This is a genomic window from Pseudoalteromonas sp. 1CM17D, assembly GCF_023161805.1.
GTDB classification, from domain to species: domain Bacteria; phylum Pseudomonadota; class Gammaproteobacteria; order Enterobacterales; family Alteromonadaceae; genus Pseudoalteromonas; species Pseudoalteromonas atlantica.
In genome coordinates, this window is record NZ_JALNTP010000001.1 from 169,589 (window position 1) to 187,576 (window position 17,988).

Sequence of the window (17,988 nt, forward strand, 5' to 3'; positions counted from 1 at the left end):
TACACGCTATCAAGCAAAGACGACATTTTTATGACGAAGGTGTTTTACTTTGCGGGTTCTTCTTCATCAGGGAAGTATTTATACAAAGCAAAAATAGTGATCAAAATACTCACAAAAGTAATGGCCATTAAGCCAAACACTTTAAAGTTAACCCAAAAATCGAGTGAGAAATTATACGCAATGTAAATATTCAGCACTGCAATACCTGCGGTAATGGCAACCCACATTAAGTTAAGCTTATTCCACACCGGCTCAGGTACTTCAATCGCCTGTTTAGAGTCGTTGGCGTTTTCGAGGATTGAGTTAAGGGCTTTTTTAACAAGATTTTTATTCAGCACGTAGCGGCTAATTAATAAGGTAAGGCTTAAGCCGGCGTAAATTAACGTGGCTTTCCATTTTATATACTGCTCATCGTGGAGTACTAAGGTTAATGTGCCAAACACCGCTGCAATAGCAAAAAATAGCCATTGGCGGGCAGGTACATGGCCGTGCTTAAAGTAGCTATACGCAACTTGAATAAGCGTAGTGACCATTAAAAGGCCTGTTGCCCAGTAAATATCAACTAATTTAAATACCGCAAAAAATAATATTAGCGGGATGTATTCAATCAATGCGTGCATATACTACCTAAATTATACAAAAAGAAGTCAGGGAAGTTTTTACCACATAACACTAGGCAACTACAAGGTTGACTTGTTGCCCTGTAAGCCTTAGCCTGCGTGGCTTTAATTATCCATCATCATATTCCCACGCTTAACCAACACTGATTAAGTGTGCATTTAGGAGCCTACAATGAACAAAGCACAACTTGTTGCCCAAATAGCAAAACACAGTGAACTAACAAAAAAAGACACACAAGCAGCCCTTACTAGCTTACAAAAAGTAATTACTAAATCGTTATCTGAAGGCGACCAAGTGCAAATTAATGGATTTGGTACATTCGCTTTAAGCTACTACCCAGCGCGCACTGGCCGTAACCCACAAACAGGCGAAAGCATTGAAATAGAAGGCGCTAACAAGCCCGTATTTAAACCAGCCAAAGCATTAAAAGATCTCCTTTAAATAGCAACTTGCATTGACCGGTACCAGTGACCGGTACCAGTGACCAGTACCAGCGACTAGTTCCTGCAACCAATACTTGCTAAGCCCGGTTACCTTTTTAGGTTTAGTTAGCGCTATTAATCATAAAATTATAGTTCGGCGCACCCCGCTAATAGGGTGCGTCTACAAAATAAATACCCAGTTTTTAGTTAATGCCTAACTACTTCATCTTATAAGCAAAGCTTGTGTGCTGGTTTTTAATACGCACTTTAAATTAAGCTATGTAGATTGTTCAAACCCTCTAAATGATTTACATAGCTTTGACAGCTTTAATTTATATTATCCATTATTTTCAATAGGTTAAATTTGGCATCGGTTATGCTTTTAAGAGGGTGATTGAAACATTTTATTAAACGCAATAAGGAGATCTATATGTCTACATTACAAACAAGCACTCGTTTACAAGGCAAAAAAATTGCTATTTTAGCCACCGATGGCTTTGAGCAAAGTGAGCTATTATCTCCACGTGATGCTTTACTTAATGCCGGCGGCGATATCGATATTGTGTCGGTAAAAGAGGGTGAAATCACCGGCTGGGATGAAGATAAATGGGGCGACAAAGTAAGCGTAGATAAACTTGTTACAAATGCCAATGCCAGCGATTACGATGCGCTTATGCTGCCAGGTGGCTTATTTAACCCAGATACGTTACGCCAAGATAAGCACGCAAAAGCGTTTATAGACGGTTTTTTTGGCGCCGAGAAAAACAAACCCGTCGCAGCTATTTGCCATGCTCCTTGGTTACTTGCCGAAATTAATAAATTACGCGACCGTACCGTTACATCATTCCCAAGCATTAAAAGTGATTTGATTAATGCTGGTGCCAATTGGGTTGATGAAGAGGTGAGTGTAGACCAAGGCTTAGTAACAAGCCGCAGTCCTGCTGATTTAGAAGCATTTAATGCAAAATTTATTGAAGAAATTTTAGAAGGTAAGCATCAAGCTCACTAAGTTTAGAGCTTAATAAAAAAGGGCATTTTAAATGCCCTTTTTTAATGCGTAAATTTTAATTTTTTACAGTGCGGTGGCCGCTTTCATATCAGCTACAAACGCTTTTAACTGCGTTGTCATCGCGTCTAAATCATTAAGGTTTGCTTCAATAATTTTAACAACGGCCGAGCCTGAAATAGCACCAGCTGCGCCGGCGTTTAGAGCGGCTTTTACATCATCGGGCGTAGAAATACCAAAGCCTAATAAAGCAGGGGCTGCATGGTATTCTTTTAGCTTAGTTACTATGTTACCCGCTGGCATTTGCGCTTTAGTATCGGTGCCGGTAACACCCGCACGCGATAATAAATACGTGTAGCCACGGCCGTAAGATGCACATTGGCGCAGAGTATCGTCATCGGCATTGGGTGTGGCAATAAATATTGGGTCTACACCGTTTGCCATGGCTGCTTTTCTAAACATTTTAGACTCATGAAGTGGTACATCAGCAACTAAAATAGAGTCTACGCCCGCCGCTTTTGCATCTTTATAAAATGTTTCTAAACCGCGTTTAAACACAAGGTTAGAATACAATAATAAGCCAATTGGAATATCTGAATTGTAATCGCGTATTTCTTTAATAATATCAAAGCAATCTTGCGTGTTAATGTTTACATCGAGAGCGCGAATATTCGCCGCTTGAATAACTGGGCCATCGGCGATTGGGTCCGAAAACGGAATACCTAGCTCCAGTGCATCCGCGCCGCCATCAATTAAGCTTTTAATAATGGCAACACTTTGCTCTTTACCTGGGTCACCAATGGTAACAAATGGCACAAATGCGCCTTGTTTTTGCTCATTAAGTGCAGCAAAGGTTTTACCGTAACGATCTGTATTTAACTGGCTCATAGTTGACCTCCTTGTGATAAAACACTGTGTACGTGGGTTAAATCTTTATCGCCACGGCCACTTAAGTTAACCACTAAAATGCTTTCTTCTGTTTGCTCTTCGGCGTATTTAAGCGCATAAGCAAGGGCATGGCTTGATTCAAGAGCTGGAATAATACCTTCGTTTTTAGCCAGTGCTTGGAACGCGTCAAGGGCTTCTGTATCGGTAATCCCCACATATTGAGCACGGCCTGTTTCGTGTAAAAACGCGTGCTGTGGGCCTACTGCTGGGTAATCAAGACCGGCAGATACTGAGTATGACTCTTCAATTTGGCCATCGTCATTTTGCATAATGTACGTATAGGTACCGTGCAAAATACCTTTAGTACCTTTACAAATTGTAGCGCCGTGCTCGTGGGTATCTAGGCCTTTACCTGCAGGCTCTACACCAATAAGTTTTACACTTGGCTCGTCAATAAAGTCAGTAAACATACCAATGGCATTAGAGCCACCGCCAACACAGGCTAGTACGGCATCCGGTAAGCGTCCTTCTGCTTTTAATACTTGTTGTTTAGCTTCTTCACCAATGATTTTTTGATACTCTCGTACAATTGTTGGGAATGGATGAGGACCCGCAGCGGTACCAAGTAAGTAATGAGCGTCTTGGTAGTTTGCAGACCAGTCGCGTAGCGCTTCGTTTACCGCATCTTTTAATGTGCCAGAGCCGGCGGTTACCGGAATAACCTCTGCGCCCATTAATTTCATTCTAAATACGTTAGGCTGTTGGCGCTCAACGTCTTTAGCCCCCATATAAATGCGGCATTTTAAGCCAAGTAATGCACAGGCTAGGGCTGTTGCCACGCCGTGTTGGCCCGCTCCAGTTTCGGCAATAACTTCTTTTTTACCCATACGTTTAGTTAGCAACGCTTGACCAAGTACTTGGTTGGTTTTGTGTGCGCCGCCGTGCAGTAAATCTTCACGTTTTAGGTAAAGCTTTACTTTAGGGTTTTTAATTAAATTACGCGTTAATGTAAGCGGCGTAGGGCGACCGGCATACTCGTTTAATAATTTTGTAAACTCAGCCTGAAACTCAGGGTCTTTTTGTGCTTTGTTAAATTCGTTCTCTAACTGCTTAAGCGCAGGGACAAGTAGCTCAGGTACAAACATACCGCCAAACTCGCCAAAATAAGCTGGATTTTGCATTATAACCTCAATAATTTCTGATGCTTGTAAAAGCATTTTGTAATTTGATAGGGCACTTTTTACCCGCAGATTCTTCAACGCCTGAATTTAAATCAAGGCCTAGGGCACCTTGAAACAGCGCGTCTTTTATATTGTCTGGATTTAAGCCACCCGCTAACATAAAGGGGGTTGTTGCGTCGCGCAGTACTGCCCAATCAAATGCTTTACCTGTACCACCGGCTTGTGTATCGCTGTGGGTATCATAAAGATGGCGGTCTACGCCCGTAGCTGCTGGGGTTGGCAATGTATCTTTAATTGCCTGTGCTTTCCAAATTTCACAACCTTTAGGTAACTGTGTACGTAATGCGGCAATGTAATCGTCACTTTCTTGACCGTGTAATTGTACTGCGGCAAGTTTTAGTTCGTGCGCGTATTGTACCACTTGCTGCGGGCTTGCATTAACAAAAACGCCTACAAATTTAAGTGGCGCACTTTGGCTCAGCTCAATCGCACAATCTAAATCAACATAACGAGGCGATTTAGGGTAAAAAATGAGTCCACCGTACACTGCGCCGTTGTTGTAAGCGGCCTGTACGTCTTGTGCTCGGGTTAAACCGCACACTTTGTTATCACCTAAAATCACTTTTTTGCAGGCTTGTTCTAAATCGCGCTCAGCCATTAAAGAACTGCCAATTAAAAAGCCGTCACAAAATGGCGCTAGGCGTTTAACATCTTGATGAGTGTAAATACCTGACTCTGAGATAACCACTTTATCTTGTGGGATAAGCGTACGTAGCTTTTCGGTGGTGGCTAAATCAGTGCTTAAATCGCGAAGGTCACGGTTATTAATACCAATAATTTGTGCATCAAGTGCAAGGGCGCGGTGCACTTCTTCTTCGTTACTTACTTCGGTTAATACCGACATGTTAAGCGAGTCGGCAACTGCATGTAGCGCTTTATATTGTTCATCATCAAGTACTGAAAGCATTAGTAATATAGCATCGCCGCCATAAATACGTGCCATGTAAACTTGGTACTCATCAATAAAAAAGTCTTTACAAATAAGTGGTTGCTCTACTTGGCTACGTACAAACTCTAAATAATCAAAGCTACCTTGAAAGTATTTAGTATCTGTAAGTACGCTCATGCAGCTAGCATATTTTTTATAAACAGAGGTGATCTCGGTTAAATCAAACGGCTCTCTTATTAGTCCTTTTGAAGGAGATGCTTTTTTACATTCTAAAATAAACTGCGTACCCGGCTTTGCTAACGCTTTATAAAAGCTGCGGCTGGTTGGCACTGCTAGGTGTTTAAAGCTCTCTAGTGGGCGCGCGGCTTTACGCTCTATTAGCTCTTGTTTTTTATCAGCAACAATTTTGTCTAATACATTAGCCATGACTTACCTCAATAATTGCATTTAATGTGTTCATGGCTTTGCCTGAACTTAGTAATGTTTGTACCTGTTGTGCGCCTTCTTTTAATGACTGTACTTTACCGCTTAGGTATAAAAGTGCAGCCACATTGACCACGATTGCAGCATTGTGCGCATCACTGCCTTTACCTTGTAAAATAGCAAGGCTCGCATTTGCGTTGTATTGTGGGCCTTCACCGGCTAGTTGTTCAAGTGAATAGTTTGCAAGGTCAAAGTCGCTTGGGTTCAATGTGTACTGCGTTATTTCGCCATTGTTTAGCTCAACTACGTTAGTTGGGCCGTGCAGGGCTATTTCATCAGTGCCAGAACCATGCACTATCATCGCGCGCTTAGTGCCTAATGTTTTAAGGGTTTGCGCCATTGGCATACATAAAGACTCATCGTAAACACCCAGTAATTGCACGTGTGGTGCAGCAGGGTTAGCAAGTGGGCCTAAAATATTAAAAATGGTACGTGTTTTAAGCGCAGTACGTACGCCCATTGCGTGGCGTACACCACTGTGGTAATGCGGTGCAAACAAAAAGGTAAAATGGGTTTGTTCAAGGCACTGTGCAGCCTGTGCTGGACTCATATCAATATTAATGCCCAGTGCTTTTAATAAATCAGCAGAGCCCGAATTACTCGATACACTGCGATTACCATGTTTTACCATATTAATACCCGCGGCAGCTGCAACAATAGCCGCGGTAGTACTAATATTAATCGTGTTTGAGCCATCGCCCCCGGTGCCGCAGCTATCGGCAAGTTGCGTGCTAGCGGTTGTAAAGGCAACGGCGTTTTCTCGCATTGACGCTGCAGCGCCGGCAATTTCATCGCTTACTTCGCCTTTTATTTTAAGGCTGATTAGCAATGCAGTGAGCTCTATTTCGCTCATGTTACCTTGCATTATTTGGTTAAATAATGCGTTTGATTGGGCATAGTTTAACGACTTGCCTTGAATAAGTTGCTCAATAGCGTATTGAACATTTATGGTCTCTTGTGCTTGGGTACTCATAATGTCCTCTATTAGTTGGTGCGCGTTAAGTACGCAACACTTTGTTGAAGTAGCATTGCCCCATTTGGCGTAAGTATTGACTCAGGATGAAATTGATAACCTAACGCTTTATCGTCGTGGTGATATATGGCCATAGGAATATCGTCAAATTGTGCAATTACCTCAATATTTTCAGGTACCTTGGTTGCCATTAATGAATGGTAACGGGCTACGGGCATGGTGTTGCCCATTCCTTCAAACACCGGATGCGGGTTTAAATTAATGATTGATGACTTACCATGTACGGTTTCGCCAGCGTGGCCGATTACTCCGCCATAACTTTGTGTAAGTGCTTGTTGCCCTAGGCAAATGCCCAGCATGGGGAAGTGACCTTTAGCCAGTTCGATTAATTCCATTAAGCAACCTGCATCACTGGGTGCACCAGGTCCTGGCGAAAGCACTAATAATACTTGCCCAGGCTCTTGGCGCATTTTATTAAAAATAACCTCTGCACGTATGTTATTTCTGTATACCACAAGCTCACAGCCCAGCATGGTTAGTTCATCAACAAGGTTGTAGCTAAACGAATCAAAGTTATCTAAAAAGTATATTTTCATTGGGTTTGCTGTGCTCATTTTATACCGCCTCATAAGTCGATTTTATGGCGGTGATCACCGCTTGGGCTTTAGCGCGGGTTTCGTTAGCTTCGGCTTGCGGATCAGAATCGTAAACGACACCTGCACCTGCTTGCACATACGCGGTATTATTTTTAACAAACGCTGAGCGAATAACAATGCAGCTATCCATTGCACCATCGCCTGTTAAATAGCCTACTGCGCCACCGTAGCTGCCACGGCGTTTGCCTTCGGTTTGGCGTACAAGTTCGGCAGCGCGTACTTTAGGAGCGCCTACCAGCGTGCCCATGTTCATACACGCTTGGTAAGCGTGTAGTGCATCAAGCTCAGGCTTTAATGTGCCCACCACGCGAGAAACCAAGTGCATTACTTGCGAGTAGCGGTCTACTTTTAATAGCTCTTTTGCATGGCGCGTGCCGGCTACACTAATGCGTGCCACATCGTTACGAGCTAAATCAACCAGCATTAAATGCTCAGCACGCTCTTTTTGATCGTTTCTTAGTTCAAGCTCAATACGGCTGTCTAAATCTGGGTTGATTGTGCCATTGGCAAATTTTCCACGTGGGCGAGTACCGGCAATAGGGTAAACTTCAACTTGTTTGCTTTGTACTTCGTATTTAAGTGCAGACTCAGGTGAGGCGCCAAATAAAGCAAATTCTTCATCGCGCATATAAAACATATAAGGGCTTGGGTTTTGCTTTTTAAGCTGGCTATATGCGTGCAATGAATCAGGGCAGGGCAGTGAAAACGTACGCGAAGGCACAACCTGAAAAATATCACCATCAACGATGTTCTTTTTAAGTTTAACCACTTGCTCGCAGTAAGTTTCATCGCTTATATCAACACTTACATCGCAGGTGCCAGTTTGCATAGGCGCACTAAACTCTTCTGCTTTGTCGCATAAGGCATTTAATCGTTCTAGCTCTTTACCTACCTCAAAACAATTAGCGTGTACGTCTGGGCCATTAAACACATTACCAATAAGCTCGGTGGTTTGTTTTTGATGGTCGATAACCACTAAGGTTTCGGCTAAGTAAAATACGTAGTCTGGGCAGGTGTTTTCGCCATCGGGTACGTCGCTTAGCTGCTCAAAATTAGCCACCATGTCGTAGGCAAATACACCGCCTAAAAATACCGAAAACGGGTTTTCGGTGGTGCTTTTGATACTGTTTATACAGGTGCGTAGTGCGCTAAATGCATTATCGGCAACCAGTTTACTTGCCTCGTCAATGTCATTAGAGCCGCCTTTATAAACAAGAGTTAGGCTTGTGTCAGTTAAGGTTGCATCGCAGCTTTGTACATTGGCTCTTAAATATGGCAGTAACTGTTTACCGTTATTAGATTGAGCACTTACCGTGACGGTTTTACCTTGGCAAACAATGCGCAGCGCGCAGTCAACTAAAATTAAGCTTTTAACACTGTCTTTAGAATCAATTTCGGCTGATTCAAGCAGTAGCGAATTAGGCTTATCAAGTGCTGCATAAAGTGCAAGTGGGCTACTAATGTAGTCGCGCACTTGCGTTATGCTAGTAACTTCGCCTGGTGTGGTAGTTATATGACTAAAAATCAAACCTCATTCCCTCAAAAAATAAAACCCCGCAATGCTTTTGCAATGCGGGGTTTGAATAACGATATCTAAATTACAAACAGATCATTACCGTCCCGCTATATCAGGCGCCACCACCAACGATGTGTAAGAGTAAGACCGTTATTCATGTTTTTTTGCCTCAAAATAAAAATTAAATACGTAAAATTTAGTTATAAAAAAACCCGCATAGTTGCGGGTTTTGAATATTTGCTAGACACGACAATTCATCACCCAAAAATTATGAGTGCCACCACCAAATAGTGTGTTGAATTGAATTGATCATTTTTATTAATTCTTAATGTGTCTTAAAGTGGCTACAGTAAAACGTATTTAGCGCTTTTGTGTCAAGTGTTTATTTAAAACAATTTAGTCAAAAAAGTTGTTATACTTATATAAACATCTATTACCCTTAAATTTAAGCAGTTTTCTTTTGATAAAATACGATTTACACAGCCATACAACGCATTCAGACGGACATTTAACAGTTGAGCAATTATTAAACCGCGCCGTAGAAAAAAACATTGATGTGTTTGCGATAACCGATCACGACACTGTGGCTGCTATTACGCCGGCAAAAGCGTTTATCGAAACAGAAAACCTACCGCTTAAGCTTATATCTGGCGTAGAAATTTCTACCAAGTGGGAAAGCTTTGAAATACATATTGTTGGGCTAAATATTGATATAAATAACAATGCCCTTACATCATTGTTATCGGCGCAGCAGCAAAAGCGTGATGAACGCGCCATTGAAATTGGCAAAAGGCTGGCAAAAAACGGTTTTGATGGCATTTACGAACAAGCCAAGGCGCTGGCAGAAAACGCCCAAATAACCCGTGCTCATTTTGCGCGTGCATTGATTGAAAGAGGCGTAGCTAAAAATTTTCCTGGGGTATTTAAAAAATACTTAGGGCGCAGCAAAACAGGTTATGTTCCAAGCAATTGGTGTGATATGCAAACAGCTATTAGCGCCATTCATGCTGCGGGCGGGGTTGCAGTACTTGCACACCCAGGGCGTTATCAAATGTCTAATAAATGGTTACGTAAGTTGCTTGTGCAATATAAAAGTGACGGGGGCGATGCCATGGAAGTTGCGCAGCCGCAACAAGCGCCCACTGAACGCCAATTTTTAGGGCAATTGAGCCAAGAGTACGGTTTACTGTGCTCGCAAGGTTCTGACTTTCATTTTCCAACTAGTTATTTAGAGCTAGGTAAAAACTTATACTTACCCAAAGACTGCCAAGGGGTTTGGCAAGTGTGGGAAGGGCAAGAAGGAGCATTATCATGAGTCAATTAATTCATATTCACCCAGCAAACCCACAGCCACGACTTATTAGCCAAGCGGTTGATATTATTAAACAGGGCGGGGTTGTTGTATACCCAACAGATTCGGGCTACGCAATAGGGTGTAACCTCGGTAATAAGCAAGCAAAAGAGCGCATTGAGCGCATTCGTGGAATAGAAAAACACCATAACTTTACGCTGGTATGTCGTGATTTATCTGAGCTGGCAACTTATGCCCGTGTAGATAACCAAATGTTTAGACTTATTAAAAATAATACGCCAGGGCCATACACCTTTATTTTTAAAGGCACAAAAGAGGTGCCAAAGCGGTTATTAAACGATAAGAAAAAAACCATTGGTATGCGCGTTATAGAGCATCCAATTGCATGTGCATTACTTGCAGAGCTTGGGGAGCCGTTAATGTCGTGTTCGTTAATTTTACCTGGAGAAGAGTTTACAGAATCAGATCCAGATGAAATTTTAACGCGTTTAGATAAACACGTAGATTTAATTATTGACGGCGGGCACCTTGCAGAGCAAGCAACCACGGTTATTGACCTATCAGAAGATGATATTCACATTTTGCGTGTAGGGTGTGGCGATACCAGCCCGTTTGAGTAACCTTGGTGAGTGATACAACACTGGGCGAAAAAAATACTCAAAGTGAGCCAGTGCAGCAAAAGCTGCCACTGGCTTTTTTGCATGGCAAAGCCGTTGTAGATAAACCTGAAGATTTATACATTCCGCCCGATGCACTTGAAATTATTTTGGAAACCTTTGAAGGCCCGCTTGATTTACTGCTGTATTTAATAAAAAAGCACAAGTTAGATGTGCTCGAACTCTCTATTTTTAGCATTACTGAGCAATATGTCAGTTATGTAGAAATGATGAGTGAGTTTCAGTTAGAACTTGCCGGTGAGTACTTAGTAATGGCAGCGTTATTGGCACAAATAAAATCGCGTCTGTTATTGCCTGTGCACGAGGAGCTCGAAGAAGAGGAAGACCCCCGCGCAGAACTGATCAAGCGTTTACAAGAATACGAGCAGTTTAAAAAAGCAGCCGAAAATATAGATTCCATCCCCCGTGTAGGCCGTGATATTTTTGTTGCACATGCAACTATGCCGGTCATTGAAAATACCGCTCAAAACCTGCCAGAGCTTGAGTTAAAAGATTTAATGTTAGCACTGAGCGACGTGATGGCGCGCGCCAAAACATTTGAGCATCACCAAGTGACCGCAGAAATCCTCTCTACCCGTGAACGGATGAGCCAAATTTTAGCCCAGCTGAGTAACGCAAAAAAAGCGCTGCCGTTTAACGATTTATTCACCCTTAGTGAAGGGCGAAGCGGTGTAGTGGTTAGCTTTATTGCTATGCTTGAGCTTATAAAAGAAGGCTTAATTAGCTGTTTGCAAGTCTCACCTGATAGCCTAATTTACATAAACCTTACTGACACACCAAATAGCTAATTAGTAAAACTGTAGCTCAAGTTGTATGTGCGTATATGCACAGATGCTGTTTGTATACGCTATTTTAGTTTTCCTTCACCCTCTATATTCTTAAATTATTGAATTTAGAGGAACCCACATGTTTAAAAATACGCCCACATCTTATGGCCTTATTGCCATTACTTTACACTGGTTGATGGCTTTTACCGTGTTTGGTTTATTTGGCTTGGGCTTATACATGGTTGAGCTAACCTATTACGACAGCTGGTATAAAGGCTCACTGGATTTACATAAAAGTATAGGTATAACGCTCGCCGCAGTGCTTATTTTTAGAATATTGTGGCGCGTATTCAGCCCCAAACCTCGCCCCCTTAGTCAAAATAAAACAGTAAACCACATTGCACATACCGCGCATATTGTTATGTACCTAATTTTAGCAGTCATTGTAGTGGCGGGATATTTGATTTCTACCGCCGATGGCAGAGCAATCGCCGTTTTTTCGATATTTAATGTACCTGCTTTGGATTATAGCTTTGATGGACAAGCCGATATTGCCGGAAAAATTCATTACTACGGTGCGTGTACATTAATTGGCTTGGCTGTTTTGCATGCACTGGGGGCATTAAAGCACCACTTTATTGATAAAGATAAAACCTTAACAAGAATGATCAAACCAAAGGAATACTAACATGAAAAAACGACTAGTAAGTGCAGCTCTATCGGGTGTAATGATGTTATCGGCCACTGCAAATGCAGCAGATTATGTAATTGATACGCAAGGGGCGCATGCATTTGTTACCTTTAAAATTAAGCATTTAGGCTACAGCTGGTTGCACGGGCGATTTAACCGTTTTGATGGCAGCTTCAGTTACGACGCTAAAGCGCAAACAGGGTCTAATATTTTAGTAAATATAGATACAGCAAGTTTAGACTCTAACCATGCTGAGCGTGATAAACACTTACGCGGTAAAGACTTTTTAAATGTGGATAAATACCCAACAGCAACATTTAAAAGCACCAATGTGAAATTTACCGATGATGATACAGCCACAGTAACGGGCGACTTTACTTTACATGGCGTAACTAAACGCATTACGTTTGAAATGGATAAAGTAGGTGAAGGGCAAGACCCTTGGGGTGGCTACCGTGCTGGTTTTGAGGGCGAAACCAGTTTAAAACTCACCGATTACGGTATTGATTATAATTTAGGCCCGGCGTCTACCCATGTTGATATTGGGCTGTCTATTGAAGGTGTGCGTAAATAATAAAGTGTAGATTAAATTAAAACGCCACTTTAGTTAGTGGCGTTTTTGTTTTTTGTAGCGTGAATTCTTGATTCTAATAAGGGTTTTAAATGTGGGGGCAACCAGCGTAACATTACTTGGTGGTATTGCTCGGTTTGCTTAATTTTTTTTAATTGCTCATCTAATAGTTGAATATTTTTAGCACCTTGCTCATTTTTAGTGCAGCCAATGTAGCCATAACTGAGCGGTGGCGCTTCAACAATCGCTCGCTGAGTTAGGTTTTCTTCAAAGTACATAGATTTAGCTAAGTAATGGTGCTCACTTGGGTAACCTAATAAAATATCTAAGCGCTTTAAATTAAGCATATAGGTAAGGCTGGCTAAACTATTTCGCGTTGGGCGAATAACAATATCAACATCGGGGGTGTTATTTATTACGCTGTCGAGTTGCTCGCCGTATGAGCGGTTCATAGATACACCTAATGTGAGCTTTTTTTCTGCTAGTAAATCCTGCAACGACACTGGCTCTGAGTTAGGCACTTCTAGTGAATGCGCCAAACCTTTATGCATAGCAATGGAAGGTGAAAGGCCCGTGGTTGAGCTTTGCTCACTAAAGTGAATAAACTTTTCTCTAAATGCATTTTTATAAAGTGATAGGGCGCAATGTGTGGCTGATTTATTGGCTAGTTCTTGCGTTACTTTGCCTGAGGGGATAACAAGGCGATTAAACGTGATGTGCTCAAGTTGTTGCTCGAGTAAGGTTATAACGCTTTCATCACGCCCCTGGTGTTGGTATTTTCCATTTAAAATGTAATAGGGCGCAAAGTCGTGCGTTAGCCAGTTAATCGTGTGGGCGTAACTGACTGAAGAAATGCTTAAATATAAGGTGATACACAAAAATGCACGGAGCATTACTACAACTACCTAAAACAATGAAAGTATCGCTATTGTAGTCAATTAAGTGCAACAAAGTAAAATGCCAGCTACAAAGCTGGCACATTTTATTAACATTAACTGCTTAATCAGTTAATTGCTCGCAATGTTTAGTTGGCTTTTAACCATTTTACAAATTCGCGCGCTTCGCTTGCTTTTTGGAACATTGCGTTTTTCAAACCTTGTGTATCACTAAAAATAACACGTTGTTTGTTTACAGAAATTGATTGCACCGGATGGGCAATTTGGATCATAGATCCATTGTATTTATAAGACATAATAAAACTCACTTTATTCTTGTTATTTACTCTGCGCTATTTTTTATAGCCAAATGCAGTTAATAAATTAACGATGTTGTGTTTAGCTTCATTACAGTGTTGACGATCTTTATGACACTTTTGCGATGATATTAAAAAAATCATCAAGGTATTAATAGGGGTTCTCGCCGTACAATAACTTAGCTTTAAAATATACGTTTTGCGGGGCTTACTGGATCAGGGTAAAAAGGTTAACCGCGGTGGTTTTTTTAAGACCAGAGAAGAAAGGTAACCTAAATAAAAAATGTGTGCAAGCTATTTATTTAAAAATTATTTATACTTAATTTTATCAACTGCTTAAACGCATGGATTCTAACCTTAAAAGGGTAAGTATGAATTACATAATAGTCAGCGATATTTATGGTTTAACAGCACCTTTAATGAGGTTGTTAGATATTATGCAAGCCAATACAGAGGTTATAGACCCCTACAAAGGAGAACTGCAACCCATTGATAGTGAAAAGTATTATTATAATAAATTTATAAATGACTGTGGCCATGACAATTACGTAGCTAAGCTCTTAAATGTATTTAATAACCTTACAGAGCCAACAGCCTGTATAGGGTTTAGTGCAGGCGCAAGTGCCGCGTGGCGCGCACAGTTATTAACAGGCAATCCACACCTAAAAAAGCTGATTGGCTTTTACCCTTCACAAATTAGAAATCATTTAGATATTGCGGCAAAAGTACCTTGTACGTTTATTTTTCCACATACCGAAATGCATTTTAATGTAGATGAAGTGATAAGTGCTTTAGCCAGTAAAAGCCAAGTTACGTGTAACAAAACACCGTTTTTGCATGGTTTTATGAATGCTTACTCAACTAATTACAATGTAAAAGCATATGATGAGTATTGCGCACTTATTAAAAGCATTTAAAGTGTATTTAACTGCGTTTTAGTAATAACAGGAAAGTCGGTACGCGTATTATATTGCGCGTACAAGGTAGTAAAAATACTACTGCGTGAGAGCTTATCTAGCTCTTTTATGAGCGTTTTAGCACTTGTGCGTGCAGCTCTGCAGCATAGTTGGTATTGTTTTATTATAGCGGCAACGCTTTTACCTTGTTTTTGAAGGGCTAGATCGGCTTCTACAAAAAATGCTGCCCCTGTCCAATAAACCCGCTGTTGTGCACGTTGCTTCCACATATCACTTGAAAGTTTATTAAGTGGCTGCTGCTTTGTTTTAGTTTGTAAGCGTGCTCGCTCAAACCCTGCGTTTAGGCGCTGAACAAATTGCGCTTGGCTAATGACACCGCTGTTGCGCATTATTACGTTTTGCATGTAACTGGCAAACCCCTCGCTTAACCAAAAGCCAGAGTAAGGCAGTAGTGGTAAATATAAATGTGAAAGCTCATGGTAAAGCGTCCAATCTTTTGTAAATGCATTTAAACTTGCGTAGCGGTCAATATGCAGCTCTAATCCATCGGGATTATTTCGTTTTACGCTAGCCCATGGCACGGGTTCAAAAGCAAAATATTGTGGCTTTAAATTAATAGGGAGGGTGCTTTGTTGTAATGGGCCTAAGGTATTTTGTGTTTTTTTAAGGCTTTGATTTACCCAAGTAGCTACCGTTTTTTGACCCTTAGTAGTCAGTGCGTCTAAATTATGAATAACCACATCAACAGCTGAGGCTTTTAAAGAGCACATTAATAGCAATAACAGCCAAAATAACTTCATTTATACCTCCTAAATACGCGCTTAATACTAGACCCACTATTTACGTAATTAAGCACATGTTATTCGTTATTTTTTTAACTAATATCAATTATAAAAAGCAAATTGCATACATGCTCAATCAAGCATGATTTAATCAGGTAACACTATTTTTAGTATAGGTATTAACCATGGCTTATCAGCATATTAAAATCCCTGAGCACGGACAAAATATTACTATTGATGCTAAAGGCCAATGGCATGTGCCTGTAAATCCTATTATTGCTTATATTAATGGTGACGGGGTTGGGCAAGAGGTCACACCGGCCATGCAGCATGTGGTGAATAATGCCATTACACACTGTTATGCAAAGGAGCGAAAAATTCACTGGATGCAAGTATATAACGGCGAGCAAGCAGCAAAGTTATATGATGGCGATTGGTTCCCAGAGGAGACGATTAACGCAGTACGTGCGTGTAAAATAGCAATTAAAGGGCCGCTAACTACACCTCTTGGCGGCGGTTTTCGCTCATTAAATGTGGCGCTAAGGCACGAAATGGATTTATTTGTAAATATGCGCACTGTTAAAGGGTTAAGTGCATTGCCATCGCCGTTAAAAAATCCATTTTTAACTAACATAACAGTGCTGCGTGATAGCAGCGAAGATGTATATTCAGGAATAGAGTGGCAAGCGGGCAGCGTAGAGAGCGAGAAAATGCTCGACTTTTTATGTGAAGAAATGGGAGTAACGCGCCTAAGGTTTTCTCAAGAGTGTGGCATAGGTATAAAAAATATATCTAAAGAAGGCTCTGAGCGCCTAGTACGCTATGCAATTAATTACGCCCTTAAAAATAACAGCGAATCGTTAACGCTTGTGCATAAAGGAAATGTACTTAAATTTACCGATGGTGCCTTTAAACGTTGGGGGTTTGCCTTAGCCCAAAATGAGTTTAACGCTACCCCACACGAAAACGGGCGCTGGCTTGAAATAGCACGCGCTAATAAATCGCCTTTAATTATTAAAGAAGTGATAGCCGATAACATGCTGCAACAATGTTTAATGAACCCAGAGCAATTTGATGTGGTAGCAACCACAAACCAAAATGGCGATTTTTTAGCAGATATGCTCAGCGCACAAGTTGGCGGAGTGGGCATTATGCCGGCTGCTAATTTAAATAACGATGTGGCATTTTTTGAACCAACTCATGGTACGTTTGAGAGAATAGCAGGGCAAAACAAAGCAAATCCAAGTAGCAGTATTTTAAGTGCCGTTTTAATGCTTAAGTTTATGGGCTGGGATGAGGCAGCAACGCTGATTGAACAAGCGCTCGAACAAGCACTCAAAAGCAGTAATGTAACCTTTGATTTAGCGCAAAATATTAATAACTCGACAACCCTAAGCTGCAGTGATTTTGCACAAAAGGTTATCGAGTATTTTTAAGCAACTCCATTATTAGGCCGCTGTGGCTGTTTTTGCCTTGTGTACACATGGGCGATTAGTAAGCTGTGCAGCGCGGTGGTAAATATCGTGTGCATTAGGTTCATCGCACTGAGTACCGCTAAGCGTATCCATTAATGCAACTACAATAATAGCCGGTACTTGGCAGCAGTATTCATCAAGTACTGCCTCGGTTGTTTGTGCATCTACATGGCAAAGCGGGTGGTTTTTACGCTGATACGCATGCAGTAGTGTATCTACTTCTAAAATGTCATCGGGTTGGTGCTTTGTTTTACGGCACTTACAACCAAACTCATCAACCAAGGTAGCAAGTGCTTGGTATGTCTCAGCGGCATTGGTTTTAGTGCATAACTGCTGGGTAATAAACTGATGTAAATTAGCGTCAATAAATAACCCGTCTTGTTGTGTGAAGCTTGATGTTGTCATAATCATTACTCTTAGTTTGTTGGCTTAACTTCACTTTAGCGCTAAGTGTATTATTAATGAAATTGTTGTTTTCAATAACTGACATTGATTTTATCAATAGTAAATGACAACTAACCAAAAACCACTGAGCATGTTTAATTAAAGTGGTGCAAAAACCTATAAAAATGCACAAAACTGGGACACACTAAATAATAATTAAAAGCATAACTTAGTTAGGTGATTGATTTTAAATCTGTTTTATTTTTGTGGTGGGTTGGCATCAAGGTTGCTAAATATAAAGGGTAGGGTTCACTCCTATTTCTACGATTTTAAAAAAGCGCCGTGGTATTTTCCCAAAGTTGAATACCATGGCGCTTTTTTATTTTTAAAAGAGCAATGCGCATATAATAGTTGTGATAAAAACGACAAAATAAAGTTTATGATGCCAGTTTTTCTTATAATTTTTACGATACTGTTTGATCATAATATCAACATCTTCTTCAGAAAAAACATGTTCACACCGAT

At 40.9% G+C, this 17,988-nt stretch carries 20 protein-coding genes; 9 read left to right on the forward strand and 11 right to left on the reverse strand.

Annotated elements, in window-relative coordinates:
- Positions 1-44: 44 nt before the first annotated feature.
- Entirely contained in the window at positions 45-620 is a 576-nt protein-coding gene (gene ispZ, locus MSC25_RS00730; protein ID WP_248442118.1) for a septation protein IspZ, read from the reverse strand.
- Positions 621-792: 172 nt separating this feature from the next.
- On the opposite strand from ispZ, the gene MSC25_RS00735 reads away from it, so the two are divergent.
- Together MSC25_RS00735 and MSC25_RS00740 are read left to right on the forward strand one after the other, a co-directional pair.
- Entirely contained in the window at positions 793-1,062 is a 270-nt protein-coding gene (locus MSC25_RS00735; RefSeq protein WP_248442119.1) for an HU family DNA-binding protein, read from the forward strand.
- Positions 1,063-1,473: 411 nt separating this feature from the next.
- On the forward strand, positions 1,474-2,052 hold the full coding sequence (locus MSC25_RS00740) for a type 1 glutamine amidotransferase domain-containing protein (RefSeq protein WP_248442120.1): 579 nt from the start codon (positions 1,474-1,476) through the stop codon (positions 2,050-2,052).
- A gap of 63 nt (positions 2,053-2,115) precedes the next feature.
- Here the strand turns inward: MSC25_RS00740 and trpA are convergent, their stop codons facing one another.
- From trpA to MSC25_RS00770, 6 genes are read right to left on the reverse strand one after another with little or no spacing between them, the layout of a single operon-like run.
- Positions 2,116-2,937 (reverse strand): tryptophan synthase subunit alpha, encoded by an 822-nt coding sequence (gene trpA, locus MSC25_RS00745; protein WP_248442121.1) that lies wholly within the window; start codon positions 2,935-2,937, stop codon positions 2,116-2,118.
- The gene (gene trpB, locus MSC25_RS00750; protein WP_004586795.1) at positions 2,934-4,118 is read right to left on the reverse strand and encodes a tryptophan synthase subunit beta; all 1,185 of its coding nucleotides are present in this window, start codon (positions 4,116-4,118) and stop codon (positions 2,934-2,936) included. The genes trpA and trpB overlap by 4 nt, the downstream gene beginning before the upstream one ends.
- A gap of 7 nt (positions 4,119-4,125) precedes the next feature.
- Positions 4,126-5,493: a bifunctional indole-3-glycerol-phosphate synthase TrpC/phosphoribosylanthranilate isomerase TrpF gene (gene trpCF / locus MSC25_RS00755; protein WP_248442122.1), complete on the reverse strand. Its 1,368-nt coding sequence runs from the start codon at positions 5,491-5,493 to the stop codon at positions 4,126-4,128.
- On the reverse strand, positions 5,486-6,523 hold the full coding sequence (gene trpD / locus MSC25_RS00760; RefSeq protein ID WP_248442123.1) for an anthranilate phosphoribosyltransferase: 1,038 nt from the start codon (positions 6,521-6,523) through the stop codon (positions 5,486-5,488). The genes trpCF and trpD overlap by 8 nt, the downstream gene beginning before the upstream one ends.
- 11 nt (positions 6,524-6,534) lie before the next feature.
- Entirely contained in the window at positions 6,535-7,137 is a 603-nt protein-coding gene (locus MSC25_RS00765) for an aminodeoxychorismate/anthranilate synthase component II (protein ID WP_054982635.1), read from the reverse strand.
- A 1-nt stretch (position 7,138) separates the two neighbouring features.
- Entirely contained in the window at positions 7,139-8,707 is a 1,569-nt protein-coding gene (locus MSC25_RS00770; protein WP_055255700.1) for an anthranilate synthase component 1, read from the reverse strand.
- A gap of 448 nt (positions 8,708-9,155) precedes the next feature.
- On the opposite strand from MSC25_RS00770, the gene MSC25_RS00775 reads away from it, so the two are divergent.
- The 5 genes from MSC25_RS00775 (at position 9,156) to MSC25_RS00795 (ending at position 12,716) form a co-directional block, all read left to right on the forward strand.
- Positions 9,156-10,010 carry a PHP domain-containing protein gene (locus tag MSC25_RS00775; protein WP_004586790.1) on the forward strand — a complete coding sequence of 285 codons (855 nt, stop codon included), beginning with the start codon at positions 9,156-9,158 and terminating at the stop codon, positions 10,008-10,010.
- Positions 10,007-10,627: an L-threonylcarbamoyladenylate synthase gene (locus MSC25_RS00780; protein WP_004586789.1), complete on the forward strand. Its 621-nt coding sequence runs from the start codon at positions 10,007-10,009 to the stop codon at positions 10,625-10,627. The genes MSC25_RS00775 and MSC25_RS00780 overlap by 4 nt, the downstream gene beginning before the upstream one ends.
- Before the next feature lie 5 nt (positions 10,628-10,632).
- Complete coding sequence (locus tag MSC25_RS00785) at positions 10,633-11,472, forward strand: ScpA family protein (RefSeq protein ID WP_248442124.1); 840 nt, start codon at positions 10,633-10,635, stop codon at positions 11,470-11,472.
- A 118-nt stretch (positions 11,473-11,590) separates the two neighbouring features.
- Entirely contained in the window at positions 11,591-12,139 is a 549-nt protein-coding gene (locus tag MSC25_RS00790; protein WP_248442125.1) for a cytochrome b, read from the forward strand.
- A 1-nt stretch (position 12,140) separates the two neighbouring features.
- Positions 12,141-12,716, forward strand: a complete 576-nt coding sequence (locus MSC25_RS00795) for a YceI family protein (RefSeq protein ID WP_029772693.1) — start codon at positions 12,141-12,143, stop codon at positions 12,714-12,716.
- Positions 12,717-12,745: 29 nt separating this feature from the next.
- On the opposite strand, the gene MSC25_RS00800 is transcribed toward MSC25_RS00795, so the two are convergent.
- Both MSC25_RS00800 and MSC25_RS00805 read right to left on the reverse strand, forming a co-directional pair.
- Complete coding sequence (locus MSC25_RS00800; protein WP_029772692.1) at positions 12,746-13,606, reverse strand: transporter substrate-binding domain-containing protein; 861 nt, start codon at positions 13,604-13,606, stop codon at positions 12,746-12,748.
- Between the two features lie 131 nt (positions 13,607-13,737).
- On the reverse strand, positions 13,738-13,905 hold the full coding sequence (locus MSC25_RS00805; protein WP_024033460.1) for a hypothetical protein: 168 nt from the start codon (positions 13,903-13,905) through the stop codon (positions 13,738-13,740).
- Positions 13,906-14,276: 371 nt separating this feature from the next.
- Between MSC25_RS00805 and MSC25_RS00810 the strand changes: the two genes are divergently transcribed.
- Positions 14,277-14,822 carry a dienelactone hydrolase family protein gene (locus tag MSC25_RS00810; protein ID WP_248442126.1) on the forward strand — a complete coding sequence of 182 codons (546 nt, stop codon included), beginning with the start codon at positions 14,277-14,279 and terminating at the stop codon, positions 14,820-14,822.
- On the opposite strand, the gene MSC25_RS00815 is transcribed toward MSC25_RS00810, so the two are convergent.
- The gene (locus tag MSC25_RS00815; protein WP_248442127.1) at positions 14,819-15,622 is read right to left on the reverse strand and encodes a hypothetical protein; all 804 of its coding nucleotides are present in this window, start codon (positions 15,620-15,622) and stop codon (positions 14,819-14,821) included. The genes MSC25_RS00810 and MSC25_RS00815 overlap by 4 nt on opposite strands.
- 167 nt (positions 15,623-15,789) lie before the next feature.
- On the opposite strand from MSC25_RS00815, the gene icd reads away from it, so the two are divergent.
- Entirely contained in the window at positions 15,790-17,040 is a 1,251-nt protein-coding gene (gene icd, locus MSC25_RS00820; protein ID WP_121637579.1) for an NADP-dependent isocitrate dehydrogenase, read from the forward strand.
- A 12-nt stretch (positions 17,041-17,052) separates the two neighbouring features.
- Here icd and MSC25_RS00825 read toward each other — a convergent pair whose 3' ends face one another.
- Entirely contained in the window at positions 17,053-17,484 is a 432-nt protein-coding gene (locus MSC25_RS00825; protein ID WP_004586781.1) for a hypothetical protein, read from the reverse strand.
- Positions 17,485-17,988: the final 504 nt, after the last annotated feature.